At 63.5% G+C, this 12,264-nt stretch carries 11 protein-coding genes and 1 pseudogene; 4 read left to right on the top strand and 8 right to left on the bottom strand.

The window, feature by feature from the left end; all coding sequences use genetic code 11:
• Positions 1-277: 277 nt before the first annotated feature.
• The 4 genes from fghA to frmR form a co-directional block, all read right to left on the bottom strand.
• On the bottom strand, positions 278-1,108 hold the full coding sequence (gene fghA, locus KEC55_RS26700; protein WP_282508108.1) for an S-formylglutathione hydrolase: 831 nt from the start codon (positions 1,106-1,108) through the stop codon (positions 278-280).
• Between the two features lie 89 nt (positions 1,109-1,197).
• Positions 1,198-1,854 carry an S-(hydroxymethyl)glutathione synthase gene (gene gfa, locus KEC55_RS26695; protein WP_282508107.1) on the bottom strand — a complete coding sequence of 219 codons (657 nt, stop codon included), beginning with the start codon at positions 1,852-1,854 and terminating at the stop codon, positions 1,198-1,200.
• A 60-nt stretch (positions 1,855-1,914) separates the two neighbouring features.
• Positions 1,915-3,024 (bottom strand): S-(hydroxymethyl)glutathione dehydrogenase/class III alcohol dehydrogenase, encoded by a 1,110-nt coding sequence (locus KEC55_RS26690; RefSeq protein WP_282508106.1) that lies wholly within the window; start codon positions 3,022-3,024, stop codon positions 1,915-1,917.
• Between the two features lie 57 nt (positions 3,025-3,081).
• Entirely contained in the window at positions 3,082-3,357 is a 276-nt protein-coding gene (frmR, locus tag KEC55_RS26685; RefSeq protein WP_282508105.1) for a formaldehyde-responsive transcriptional repressor FrmR, read from the bottom strand.
• Between the two features lie 283 nt (positions 3,358-3,640).
• Here frmR and KEC55_RS26680 point away from each other — a divergent pair.
• Together KEC55_RS26680 and thrS are read left to right on the top strand one after the other, a co-directional pair.
• A pseudogene (locus KEC55_RS26680) lies at positions 3,641-3,763 on the top strand (SDR family oxidoreductase); the annotation flags it as partial.
• Positions 3,764-4,042: 279 nt separating this feature from the next.
• Entirely contained in the window at positions 4,043-5,263 is a 1,221-nt protein-coding gene (thrS, locus tag KEC55_RS26675; protein ID WP_282508104.1) for a threonine--tRNA ligase, read from the top strand.
• A 103-nt stretch (positions 5,264-5,366) separates the two neighbouring features.
• Here thrS and KEC55_RS26670 read toward each other — a convergent pair whose 3' ends face one another.
• Genes KEC55_RS26670 through KEC55_RS26660 form a run of 3 tightly spaced genes read right to left on the bottom strand, consistent with a single transcriptional unit; the run spans position 5,367 to position 7,837 of the window.
• Positions 5,367-6,101, bottom strand: coding sequence for a polysaccharide deacetylase family protein (locus KEC55_RS26670; protein ID WP_282508103.1), 735 nt, complete (start codon positions 6,099-6,101; stop codon positions 5,367-5,369).
• Positions 6,102-6,125: 24 nt separating this feature from the next.
• Positions 6,126-6,686 (bottom strand): hypothetical protein, encoded by a 561-nt coding sequence (locus KEC55_RS26665; protein WP_124454474.1) that lies wholly within the window; start codon positions 6,684-6,686, stop codon positions 6,126-6,128.
• Positions 6,687-6,691: 5 nt separating this feature from the next.
• Positions 6,692-7,837, bottom strand: a complete 1,146-nt coding sequence (locus KEC55_RS26660; RefSeq protein ID WP_282511439.1) for a glycosyltransferase — start codon at positions 7,835-7,837, stop codon at positions 6,692-6,694.
• A gap of 592 nt (positions 7,838-8,429) precedes the next feature.
• Here KEC55_RS26660 and KEC55_RS26655 point away from each other — a divergent pair.
• Positions 8,430-9,728, top strand: a complete 1,299-nt coding sequence (locus tag KEC55_RS26655) for a dicarboxylate/amino acid:cation symporter (protein ID WP_282508102.1) — start codon at positions 8,430-8,432, stop codon at positions 9,726-9,728.
• Between the two features lie 37 nt (positions 9,729-9,765).
• Here KEC55_RS26655 and KEC55_RS26650 read toward each other — a convergent pair whose 3' ends face one another.
• Complete coding sequence (locus tag KEC55_RS26650; protein ID WP_282508101.1) at positions 9,766-9,972, bottom strand: hypothetical protein; 207 nt, start codon at positions 9,970-9,972, stop codon at positions 9,766-9,768.
• A 229-nt stretch (positions 9,973-10,201) separates the two neighbouring features.
• On the opposite strand from KEC55_RS26650, the gene KEC55_RS26645 reads away from it, so the two are divergent.
• Positions 10,202-12,136: an SMP-30/gluconolactonase/LRE family protein gene (locus tag KEC55_RS26645; RefSeq protein ID WP_282508100.1), complete on the top strand. Its 1,935-nt coding sequence runs from the start codon at positions 10,202-10,204 to the stop codon at positions 12,134-12,136.
• Positions 12,137-12,264: the final 128 nt, after the last annotated feature.

Raw genomic sequence — 12,264 nt, 5'->3', positions numbered from 1 at the left:
TTCGCGGTGCCGTCCGCCGCCGTGTCGAGCGAGCGCAACCAGCCGAGCTTTTCCCCGATCTTGATTTCGGCCCCTTGATTGGCCGGCTGATACCAGTGCTGTCGTGCGACGCCATCCGGGAAATAGGTTTGGCCGGCCGAGTAAGCGTAGCGTTCGTGATGTCGACTTCGGAATTGGTCAGGCCGTTGACGACGTCGAGTCCACCGAAGCCCGCACCCACGATCACGACGTGATGTCGTTTGCCGGCGGCCCTGAACACGATTTGCTCTCCTCTCGCTCAGCGCTTCAGCGCAGACGCATGGTGTGCAATGTGCTCGCCGATGTAGCTGGCGATGAAGTAATAGCTGTGGTCATGATCCGGCCGCAGGTTGAGCTGAAGCGGGTGATCGACAGCCTCGCAAGCCTCGCGAAGCAGCTCCGGCCGGAGCTGCTTTTCGCGAAACTCGTCGTCAAGGCCCTGGTCGACCAACAGCGGCAAGCGTTCCGGTGCGGTACGGACGAGTTCGACGGTGTCGTATTGCTTCCAGGCTTCCTGGTCATCTCCGAGATAGGCGAGGAAAGCCTTCTGCCCCCAGGGAACCCTGGATGGTGCGACGATGGGCGAGAACGCCGACACGCTTCGATAGCGGCCCGGGTTGCGCAGCGCAATGACCAGGGCGCCGTGCCCGCCCATCGAATGACCGCTGATGCTTCTCGCATCCGTGGCGGGCAAGCTGGCTTCGATCAGCGCGGGCAGCTCGTGGACGACGTAGTCGTACATCCGATAATGTGCGGCCCACGGGGATTGCGTTGCGTTGACATAGAAACCTGCGCCCTGGCCGAGATCGTACGCAGCGTCGTCAGCGACACCCTCGCCACGCGGGCTCGTGTCCGGCGCGACAACGATGACGCCATGTTCGGCCGCGTAACGTTGAGCCGCGGCCTTGGTCATGAAGTTCTGTTCAGTGCAGGTGAGGCCGGACAGCCAGTAGAGGACCGGTAGCTTGCCGTGAGCCGCTTGCGGGGGCAGGTATACGCCGAACCTCATCATGCAGTCGAGCGTTTCGGAATGGTGTTGATAGACGTCCTGCCAGCCGTCGAAGCTGGCGTGATGTTCAACGCGTTCCATGGGTTCTCTCCAAATTTGAGCAGATGGTGTGGCTGTGACGTTTCCAGGTGACAGCCAGTCAGTCGAATGCGTTTCGGTGTTTCGTGTCGCTATGGGCGTTCTTGATTCGATGTACGGTCAACCAGATCGCGAGGACGACGAGGGGTACAAGAACGGCAATGGCGAGTTCGGGCTCCGCGGTAAGTGCCCTTCTGCTTGGCCGCGTGAATGGCCAGTGCGTCCATCAGGCCCGGAGAAAGACAGTCGTACGGCTCGAGATCGAGTTCGCGCAGCCTGTCGCGAATCTCCGCCATCTTCGAAGGCGGGATGCCGCTTTCAATGACCGACGAGACGAACGCGGCAAAGCGCGGCTCCGACCAGCCCTCTTGGGAAGAGCGTTCGGTGTGAACGAAGTCAAGGCCGTAGAACGCATGCTGCCGGTTTTCAATGCGACCGAACGTATGGGCGCCGCATTCCCGGCAGGCATGTCGTTGAATGGCTGCATGCTCGTCGACGATGTAAAGCATTTCAGGGTGCGCAAGCACGTTCACCTTGTCGCGCGGCACGACCTCGACAATGGCGAAGGTTGCACCGGCAGGCTTCCAGCATTGGGTACAACCGCAGGCGTGGTTGTGCAATGTTTGCGCCGCGACGGCAACTTCGACCTTGTCGCCGGCACAGCGGCACTGGAGCATGCCGCCGGGAAAACCGGGATGTTCGTGATGCGTTCCGTTGTTCACTGGCGGAGGGATAGAGATTGCACTCACAATAGCTCTCCTTGGGCAGTGAAAGACTGCGCGGCGTAGCGCCGCGCAGCCAGGCCGGCATCAGTAGTGAATGACCGTACGAATCGACTTGCCTTCGTGCATCAGGTCAAATGCGTCGTTGATCTTGTCGAGGCCCATGGTGTGCGTGACGAACGGGGCGAGATCGATTTCGCCTTTCATTGCATCTTCCACCATGCCCGGCAGCTGGGAGCGTCCCTTTACGCCACCGAATGCCGAGCCTTTCCAGACCCGGCCGGTAACCAGCTGGAACGGACGGGTCGAGATTTCCTTCCCGGCACCCGCGACGCCGATCACGATCGACTGGCCCCAGCCACGGTGAGCCGATTCGAGCGCAGCGCGCATGACGTTGACGTTGCCGATACACTCGAAGGTGTGGTCGACGCCCCAGCCGGTCATCTCGACGAGGACTTCCTGGATCGGCTTCTCGTAGTCGTTCGGGTTCAGGCAGTCGGTTGCGCCGAACACGCGAGCCAGCGTGAATTTTTCCGGGTTGGTATCGATGGCGATGATGCGACCGGCCTTGGCCTGTCGCGCACCCTGAACGGCGGCCAGACCGATACCGCCGAGACCGAAGATGGCCACCGAGTCGCCGGGTTGAACCTTGGCGGTGTTGTGAACCGCGCCGATGCCGGTGGTAACGCCGCAGCCAAGCAGACAGACGTGCTCGGGATTGGCTTGCGGGTTGATCTTGGCGAGCGAGACTTCCGCGACCACGGTGTATTCGCTGAACGTCGAACAGCCCATGTAGTGGAACAGCGGCTGTCCGTTGTACGAGAAGCGCGTCGTGCCGTCCGGCATGAGCCCCTTGCCCTGTGTCGCACGAACCGCCACGCAAAGGTTGGTTTTGCCCGACTTGCAGAACAGGCACTCGCCACATTCCGCGGTGTAGAGCGGAATGACGTGATCGCCGGGCTTCACGCTGGTGACGCCTTCGCCGACTTCAACGACGACGCCTGCACCCTCGTGACCGAGGACGGCCGGGAACACGCCTTCCGGATCGTCACCCGACAACGTGAACGCATCGGTATGGCAAACACCGGTGTGCGTGATTTTCACGAGAACCTCGCCCTTGCGCGGCGGCTCGACGTCAATCTCGACGATTTCCAGCGGCTTTCCAGGCCCGAAGGCAACAGCTGCACGTGATTTCATGATTTCGCTTCCTCAACCAAGTTAGATATCCGAAACCTGGCGCCGCCCTGGCACCGGTTATCGGAGGTAGGACCGAACGATAGAGATGGTTTCCTCGATGGACTTTCTCTGCGAGTCGGTCGCGGTTTCACTCTCCGGAAATTCTTCTCGCAGATAGCTTTCCAGCACGGCTGCCATCAAACCGTTGACCGCACCCCGGACGGCCGCAAGCTGCTGAAGAATCGCAGCGCATTCGGCGTTCTCTTCAAGCGCCTGCTCAAGAGCGATCGCTTGCCCGCGAATACGGCGAACCCGGGTGAGCGCTTGCTTCTTTTCTTTGGGACTGTAAGGCATGGCCTCTTTCCTGTCGGTAGATGGGAATATACTATACTCAGGTACAGTATGAAAGTGTGCAGCCGGGTGAAATTTACACCTGCAGCGTGCTGCACTCCGGGATTGTACAGAAACTGCCCCGGAGTATCCCTTCTCTGGAGCAATCCGTCCGGTCGCTGGCCTCCGTCCGGGCGAGGCGGGATCTTCGCGGCGCTCGCCTCCGGTTGCCCGTGGCTGCACATCGTGACGCCCCCGTCGGCATCTGCTTGCAGTTGAAGCCGGGGGAATTCAGAACCGACTGGGGTGCTGGCAGCGGCGCCTCGGCACGCCGGGCGAAATTGCGAGCGTCTATGCATTCCTCGCGTCAGACGAAGCCAGTTTCGTGAACGGCACCGCGATCGAGGTGTCAGGCGGCTTGTCGGTGTAAGGGCGATTGCGTCGCGGCGCGGGGTCGCATCGTTGCGAACCGGTGCGATCGCGATTCGAACTCGTGATTGACAGCCGGCACGAGGTTGACTAGATTCACCCCATGAACGCACGTTTCGTCACGACCACCACGACCACCACCACGACCGCCAAGGGCGGGCCGGGGGGAGGTTGCACGTCGTAGGCCAGTGCGTCACATCATCCCCAGGAGCCCCGCCGGAAACGGACGGGGCTTTTTTCATGCTCCGTTCGTCCAGCATCGACGTCAACGGAGAACGTGATGGACGATTTCGACCATCGAGTGCTTGGCAGCAGACTCGATCTGTTTCACCAGCAGGATGAAAGTCCGGGCGCCATTTTCTGGCACCCGCGCGGCATGGTCCTTTACCGGGTCGTCGAGGAATACATTCGCGCCAGGATGCGGCAAGCCGGCTTCGCCGAAGTCAGGACACCTCAGATTGTGTCGCGCGGGCTGTGGGAACAGAGCGGCCATTGGGAGAAGTTCGGGAAAAACATGTTCTCGCTCGAGAGCGACAGCAACCCGTACTGCCTCAAGCCGATGAGCTGCCCGTGCCATGTGCAGCTTTTCAGGAAGGGTGTTCGCTCGTATCGCGACCTGCCGGTCCGCTACGCGGAATTCGGGGCAGTGCACCGCGCGGAGCCGTCGGGCGCGCTGCACGGGCTCATGCGTGCCCGTGCATTCACGCAGGACGATGCGCACGTGCTCTGCCTGCCCGATCAGGTCGAGGTCGAAGTGGCGCGATTCTGCGTGCTGCTGAAGACGATCTATGCCGACTTCGGGTTCGACGGATTCGACGTGGCGCTGTCGACGAGGCCGGCGGTTCGCGCGGGCGACGATGCGGTCTGGGATCGTGCGGAAGCGATGCTTGCGTCGGCTGCGCGAGCGGCGGGCCTGGATTTCGCGATGCTGGCGGGAGAAGGGGCATTCTATGGCCCCAAGCTCGAGTTTCATCTGCTCGACCGCCAGGGGCGGAAGTGGCAGTGCGGGACGATCCAGCTCGACTTCGTGTTGCCGGAACGGCTCGGCGCAACCTATGTCGCGGAGGACGGCGCACGCGCGACGCCCGTCATGCTGCATCACGCGGTACTCGGGAGCCTCGAACGGTTCATCGGCATCCTGCTCGAGCATTACGAGGGCTGGTTGCCGACGTGGCTGGCGCCCGATCAGATCGTCGTCGCGAACATCGGAGAGGACGACCGTGCATTCGCGGACAACACGGCGTTCGCGTTCGAGGAGATCGGCTGTCGCGTGCTGCGGGACTTTCGTTCCGAGCGCTTGACGCGCAAGATTTTCGACGCGCGGGAACTGGCCGCGCCGATCGTCGCGGTGGCCGGACGGAAGGAAGCGCTGGCCGGCGAGGTGTCGTTGCGGATGAGGAGCGGGGAGCAGCACGTGCTGTCGATCGACGATGCGCTCGCGTACCTGAAGCAGCATGCGCGTTCGCCTTCCGCGACGCGCGTGTTTCGCTCGCCGGGTTGACCTGGCGGCTGGCTCGTCCGTGTGAAGGTCTTGCATGGACGGGCCGAACGCCGTCGTGGTGAACGGCCCATGTATCGATGCACGGGCCGGCGACGGCGCCGTTTTACCCGCGTGCCCGCACCTGCGCCTTCATGCACTTGAACCACAACCGAACGGCCCCGACACCGCCCGCGACCGGAATCCGCGGCAGCAGGAACGGATCGTCGGCCGCGGCGGCGCACCCGCGCCGGGTCGTCGTCGCATTGTCGTAACCGGCATCGGCGACCTGGTCGCGCACCCGCGCATCCAGGTCGCCGTACGGATAGCAGAACGATTCGACGCGCTGGCCGCTCAATGCCTCGAGCCGCCGCTTCGATTCGCTTACCTGATGATCCGACTCGTACCCGGGCACCTGCGACAGCGCGACGTGATCGAGCGTATGCGAGCCGATTTCATGGCCGTGATCGCGCCACACGAGCATGTCCTCGCAGGTCATCAGCGATGAGCGCGCGGTGTCGGCTCCTGCATCCCAGTCGTTCTCGCCGCCGAAGCGGCCGGCGACGAAATAGCAGGTCGCGGTGAACCCGAGCTCGTCCAGCACCGGCATCGCATGGGTCAGCACGTTGAGAAAACCGTCGTCGAACGAGATGCCGAAGACCTTCCCGCTGCGCTCGCCGCGCAGATACGGCTGCAGTTCGCGCACGCTCAGCCCGCGGTAGCCGAGCCGCTTGAACAGCGACATCTGGCGGCGGAACGCATCGGGTGCGACGCTCAGGCTGCGCAGCCGGTCGGTCGGCGGCGGCAACGGGCGTACCTGGTGATACATCAGGATCGGATGGCGCGGGGCGGACGTAAACATCGGCGGACGGGAAAAAACGCGGGGTTACGCAGCCTTGCGGAAGATCCGCAGGGTCTTGAAGTCGCCGACTTCGACGAAATCGGCATTCGCCGCCCACTGCGCGATGATCGGCTCGGCCTTCCGGTATGCCGACGAGCCCTTATAGAACAGCAGATGGCCGTTGGCTGCGGTATGGCGTGCGAACAGGTCGAGCACCTCTTCGTCGGTCTTCGCGCCATAGCGGCTATTCGACTCGTCGCGGAACTCGCACAGATGGAACAGCGTGACGACGTCGAACGCCGGCAGCAAGCCCGAATTGCTCGTATAGATGTCGCCGAAGTACGCGAGGTAGGTCTTGCTGACTTCCGGTTGCCGCGTGACGAGATCGACATACGACTTGTATTCCTTCGGCGACGCCGTCACGCCGAAGACGGTGTTGTTCAGGTGCGGCCGCGCGCATTCCACGCCGACATGGTGATGCCCGCCGGTGCCGAAGTGATAGATGCGCACGCCCCTGAGACGGACGGACTCCAGCCATTCGACGAAGTGCACGTCGCACGGACATTCCTGCGTCCGCAAGTCCCAGTACTTCTTCCAGATATTCATCGCCATCAAACGGACCTCATGGATGTCACCCAACGGTAGGGGTTGTGTCGAATCGATTTCTGATAGACGGACAACGTCGCGTCGACGAAAGTGTCGAACGAGAACTCGCGCCTGCCCTTCAGCCGCGCGCTGCGTCCCATCGAACGGACACAGCCGGGTTCGCGCGCGATCGCGCTCAGGATGGCCTCGATCGCCTCGGGCTCGCGCGGCGGGACGACCCAGCCGTCCACGCCCGGCTCGACGTTTTCGGGCAGTCCTCCCACGCGCGTGACGATCGCGGGGCAGCCGAGCGACATCGCTTCGCGGCACGCGTACGACAGGCTTTCGTGGTACGACAGCACGAACGACACGTCGATGATCGAGAACGGCGCCCGTACGTCGTCGAGGCGCCCGGTGAACGCGGTGCGCGACGCCATGCCGTGCCGCGCGATCTGTTCGCGCTGCTCGCGGGAAGGCTCCGCGCCGACCAGCAGCACACGAAACCGCTCGCGCTCGCCCTCGGGCAGGCCGCCCAGTGCCGCGATCAGGTCCATCCAGCCTTTCTCCGGCGCGGTGCCGGCGCTGCTGCCCAGCACGATCGCGTCCGCGCCTGACGGCCCGAACAGCGCGATCTTGCGGCGGCGGATCTCGTCGATGGCCAGTCGTTCGGCGGCCGACCGGCGCACGCCGTGCTTCACGACCGTCACGTCTCCGTACGGGGAGCGCAGCGCGAGCATGCTCGCGACGTAGTCGCTGACCGCGATGGTGTGGTCGGTGGCGAGCCGAGCGCGCAGCAGGTTGCCAAAGCTGTCGGCGCGATACGTGTTGTGCTTGGTGAGCACGACCGCGGGCCGGTACCGGCACCCGAGCAGCGCGAGCATCACCTGCCGGTGGTCGGCGGACCCGTTCACGTGGATGACGTCGAAGCGCTCGGCGGCGATCCGCCGGCGCAGCCGGACGATTTCCTGGCACAGCCGGTTCCAGCGCGGCTTGAATTCCATGTCGAAGATGGCCACGTCGGGGCTGTCCTTCAACAGGCGCGACAGGCGGCTTCCCTCCGGAGACGCGACGGTCACGCGATGATGCCGGCTCATCGCGGCGGCGAGATCGCGTACGTAGGTATCCTGGCCGCCGCCGTAGTCGCGGTGGAAGTTGGTGTACAGAATGTTCATCACGATGTCGCTTTTCCTCGATCGTCCATCCAGAGGACTACTTATGAACGAATGGCTCAACCCGTCGGGAGCAATGACTCGAACACGATGCCGCGTGCCGGCCCGCGATCGCGCGTCGACGCTCGGGCGTGGCGTCAACGCGAATCATTTCCAAATATTACATATCGTTTACGTATCGTAGTGTCGAGGTCTGCGCATCTTTGTGAGAATGTGTCGCGATCGCTTGACCGTGTCGGCGCCCCGCGCGGGCGGCTCGCTGATGTGCGTGTACTCGCGAAACCCGTTTGCCGCGGCGGCGCCGGTCCATTTCGCACCCTCGGCCAGGCTGCTGCACGCCGGCCGGTCCCGATCAGGATCGTGCTGGATCGCGACAAAACCTGCCTTTCCGGCGACATCCAGACTCAGATCAACGGGCCGCGCTTTCAGATTTGAAAGCCGATGCGCCATTTGCGTTAGAATGCCCCCCCTTGTCCGCCCTGGTGAGCGCCAGCGCGGACTTGTCGCACGCGTGGCGACCCAGGTTCCGATTCGCAGCCGGACGCGAATGATTTGCCAGCCGTTAGCAACATACGTTTTGTGATTTGGATTACTAATGAAGAAGAAGCACAACATTACCAAGTACATCGTCGTGGCGATGATGCTGGGTATCGCCGTGGGTTACGCGTGTCACAGCGCGTTTCCCGACCCGAAGATGGCGAAGGAAGTCGCCGGTTACGTGTCGTTGCTGTCTGATGTATTCCTGCGATTGATCAAGATGATCATCGCGCCGCTGGTATTCGCGACGCTGACCGTCGGCATTGCGCAGATGGGCGACGGCGGCGCGGTGGGCCGCGTGGGCGTCAAGGCGTTCGGCTGGTTCTTCATCGCGTCGTTCACGTCGCTGCTGCTGGGTCTGCTGACCGCGACGATCCTGCAGCCGGGCAGCCACCTGAGCCTGCCGCTGCCGCCTGCCGATGCGGCCCTCAACCTGAAGACGGGTGCCTTCACGCTGAAGGACTTCGTGGTCCACCTGGTGCCGAAGTCGATCGCCGAGGCGATGGCGAACAACGAAATCCTGCAGATCGTGGTGTTCTCGATCTTCTTCGGCACCGCGCTGTCGGCGCTCGGCGACGCGGGCAAGCGCCTGACGGGCGTGATCGAGGATCTCGCGCAGGTGATGCTGAAGGTGACGGGCGCGGTGATGTGGTTTGCGCCGATCGCGGTGTTCGCGGCGCTCGCGTCGACGATCACGACCGAAGGGCTCGGCATCCTGCTGACGTTTGCGAAGTTCATGGCGAGCTTCTATCTGGCGCTCGCGCTGCTGTGGGGCGTGCTGACGCTCGCCGGCGTGACGTTCCTGGGCAAGCGCGCGTTCACGCTGATCCGGCTGATTCGCGAGCCGTTCCTGCTGTCGTTCGCGACGGCGAGCTCCGAGGCTGCGTATCCGAAGCTGCTGGACGCGCTGGACCGCTTCGGCGTGAACCGCAAGATCTCGAGCTTCGTGCTGCCGATCGGCTATTCGTTCAACCTCGACGGCTCGATGATGTACTGCACGTTCGCGGTGCTGTTCATCGCGCAGGTGTACGGCATCCATCTGCCGCTGGGCACGCAGATCACGATGCTGCTGATGCTGATGGTGACGTCGAAGGGGATGGCCGGCGTACCGCGTGCGTCGCTGGTCGTGATCGCCGCGACGCTCAACCAGTTCAACATGCCCGAAGCCGGGTTGCTGCTGATCATGGGCGTCGACATGTTCCTCGACATGGGGCGCTCGGCCACCAACGCGGTCGGCAACTCGATCGCGGCTGCGGTGGTCGCGAAGTGGGAAGGGCAACTCGACGATCCGCGCGATGACAACGATTCGGACGGCGGGCGCGTGGCCGAGGTGAAAGTGCGGGAGACCTCGGCGTGATGCACGGCAACGCGGCGACGCGTTGCCTGCCCCGTAGTCAATGACGATCGCCGGCCTGGATTCGATACGGATCCAGGCCGGCGATTTGTTTTGTGCGGTGCCTTTGCACCGCATTCGGCGGCTTTTTCCGATTCGCCGGTAAAAATGTTTGCCGTTTCAATCCGTCATCGCTGGACCAGCGGTGATATTCCCGCAGGCGAATGCCTGATTCCCGCCATTTCCGCGCCAGCGCGTAAGTGAACATTCACTGTCGCGCAATCGCATGGTGGTGCTTGCCGAAAGCGCGAGCGGCCCGCAATTTTTTTCGATTTATATAACGCTATTCTCGCCCTGCTCATTATCGAAGGCATGCCGTACGTAATACCGACTGCGCCAGATGATTCAGGGGAAGAATTTACGCATTGCGAATTTCAAGCCATCTGGCCGGCCGACCCCTCATGTGAATGTTTGCATCATTCAGGAGAGCATCCGTCATGGTCGCCAGAAAACGAATCCAGGCTGCGCTTGTTGCCGCAGCGATTGCCGCGATCGCACCGGCCGCACACGCCGGCAATACCACCGACTGGCTGGCGAATACCTACGGCACGCTCGCGGCGCACGTCGGCAACGTCGCGCGTGCGATGTGGGTTGCCCCGGAAGGCGTGATTTACACGGCGTCGATGTGGGACGAGGATGAAGGCGGTGTGGCGATTTACCAGAACGGCAAGAGCATCGGCTCGATCGGCACGCACTCGGAATTCCAGGGCAGCGCGATCACCGGCAACGCGACGTCGCTGTTCGTTGCGCTGCAGCCCGGCAAGACGTACGGCAGCGGCGCGGTGGGGCGCTACAACCGCGCGACGAAGTATCGCGACCGCGTGATCCAGATCAGCGCGGCAACCAACCAGCCGCGCATCGACGTCGTCACCGGGCTCGCGACGGCCGGTTCGCTGCTCTACGCCAGCGACTTCTACGGCAATCGCGTGCGCGTATTCACCACCGACGGCGTGTGGCAGCGCGACATCAATGTGTCGGCGCCGGGCGCGCTCGCGGTGGACGGCGCGGGCAACGTGTGGGTCGCGCAGAAGAGCGCGGGCGCGATCGTCGGCTTCAGCCCGGCGGGCGCGCTGCTGAACACGATCCGGATGGCGGCCGGGTCGCAGCCGTCGGCGCTGTATTTCGATGCGGCGGCCGCGCAACTGCTGGTGGGCGATGAAGGCCCCGACCAGAACATCAAGCGCTATACGGTGGCGGGCCGGCCCGCGCTGGCCGGCACGTTCGGCGTGCGCGGCGGCTATCTCGACACGACGACGGGCATCAAGGGGCAGGTCGGCGCGCAGCGCTTCACGCGGATCGTCGGGATCGGCAAGGACACCGGCGGCAACCTTTATGTGCTCAACAATCCATGGGGCGGCAGCTGGGATCTCGGCCGCAACGGCGCGACCGACATTCATGCGTACAGCAGCACCGGGAGCCTGCGCTATACGCTGCAGTCGCTGAACTTCGAAGGCATCGCGGCGCCGGACCCCGTCACGGACGGCGCGCTGTTCTATGGCGGCACGCATGTATACAGCGGAACCGCGGGCGGCAAGTTCGTCGCGAACACCGTGGATCCGTTCGCGTACCCGTCGGACCCGCGCATCAACATGAGCGATACGCAGCGCGACGAACACTTTGGGCTGCTCACGTCGGTGGGCGCGAACCGGATCCTCGTCGCGGCCGGCCAGAATCCGCCCGTCTTCTACTTCTACCACTTCAACGCGGCGAACGGCTATATCGCGATTCCCGACGGATCGATTCCGGGCCCCGCGTTCAACACGACGCAGCGCGTGACGAGCGGCTTCAGCATCGACAGCAAGGGCGGCGTGTGGGCCGGCCTCGACAAGACCGGCGCGATCACGCATTACCCGCTGACCGGTTTCGACGCGAACGGCAAACCGTCGTGGGGGCCGGGTGTCGCGACCCGCATTCCGGCCAGCATCCTGCCGCTGACGCGCATCGTCTATCTCGCGGACAGCGACACGATGGTGCTCGCGCAGGGGGCGCTCGGCAGCAACGACTGGACGTCGATCGGCACGCGTATCGAGGTGTACCACGGCTGGAGCACGGGCAACACGACGAAACCCGATCCGGTGATCACACTGCCGCACAGCGGCGCGAAGTCGATCGATGCGGTCGGCAATCACCTGTTCGTCGGCTACTGGTTCAGCAGCAGCGGGCCGCTGTGGCCGAACGTCGACGCGTTCAACCTTACCACCGGCAATCTCGATACCACGCTGGTCAATGCGAGCCCCGCGACCGTCGATACGAGCAGCGCGATCGACGCGATGTACAGCATCCGCGCGTACCGCCGCTCGAATGGCGAGTACGTGGTGATGAAGAACAACGTGAAGGGGAACAGCATCACCGTGTACCGATGGACGCCTTGACCGGCTGAACGCGCGGCCGCTTCGGGCAGCGGCCGGACTCGCGAAGTCGTGACGTCAATCGACGCGGTTTCGCGTGATTGCCACGTCACATGTTCGCAATGAACGGTGCGCGCAATGCGCGCCGGGCC

It is taken from the genome of Burkholderia cepacia (assembly GCF_029962485.1).
Taxonomy (GTDB): Bacteria; Pseudomonadota; Gammaproteobacteria; order Burkholderiales; family Burkholderiaceae; genus Burkholderia.
This window is presented reverse-complemented; position numbering and strand designations above follow the sequence as displayed.

Bases quoted from the DNA above. Each gene is read 5' to 3' on its own strand.
- thrS (WP_282508104.1), top strand. From the start codon at position 4,043: ATGGACGATTTCGACCATCGAGTGCTTGGCAGCAGACTCGATCTGTTT.
- KEC55_RS26645 (WP_282508100.1), top strand. From the start codon at position 10,202: ATGGTCGCCAGAAAACGAATCCAGGCTGCGCTTGTTGCCGCAGCGATT.
- fghA (WP_282508108.1), bottom strand. From the start codon at position 1,108: ATGGAACGCGTTGAACATCACGCCAGCTTCGACGGCTGGCAGGACGTC.
- KEC55_RS26670 (WP_282508103.1), bottom strand. From the start codon at position 6,101: ATGTTTACGTCCGCCCCGCGCCATCCGATCCTGATGTATCACCAGGTA.
- KEC55_RS26660 (WP_282511439.1), bottom strand. From the start codon at position 7,837: ATGAACATTCTGTACACCAACTTCCACCGCGACTACGGCGGCGGCCAG.
- KEC55_RS26690 (WP_282508106.1), bottom strand. From the start codon at position 3,024: ATGAAATCACGTGCAGCTGTTGCCTTCGGGCCTGGAAAGCCGCTGGAA.
- KEC55_RS26650 (WP_282508101.1), bottom strand. From the start codon at position 9,972: ATGTTCACTTACGCGCTGGCGCGGAAATGGCGGGAATCAGGCATTCGC.
- KEC55_RS26665 (WP_124454474.1), bottom strand. From the start codon at position 6,686: ATGAATATCTGGAAGAAGTACTGGGACTTGCGGACGCAGGAATGTCCG.
- frmR (WP_282508105.1), bottom strand. From the start codon at position 3,357: ATGCCTTACAGTCCCAAAGAAAAGAAGCAAGCGCTCACCCGGGTTCGC.
- KEC55_RS26655 (WP_282508102.1), top strand. From the start codon at position 8,430: ATGAAGAAGAAGCACAACATTACCAAGTACATCGTCGTGGCGATGATG.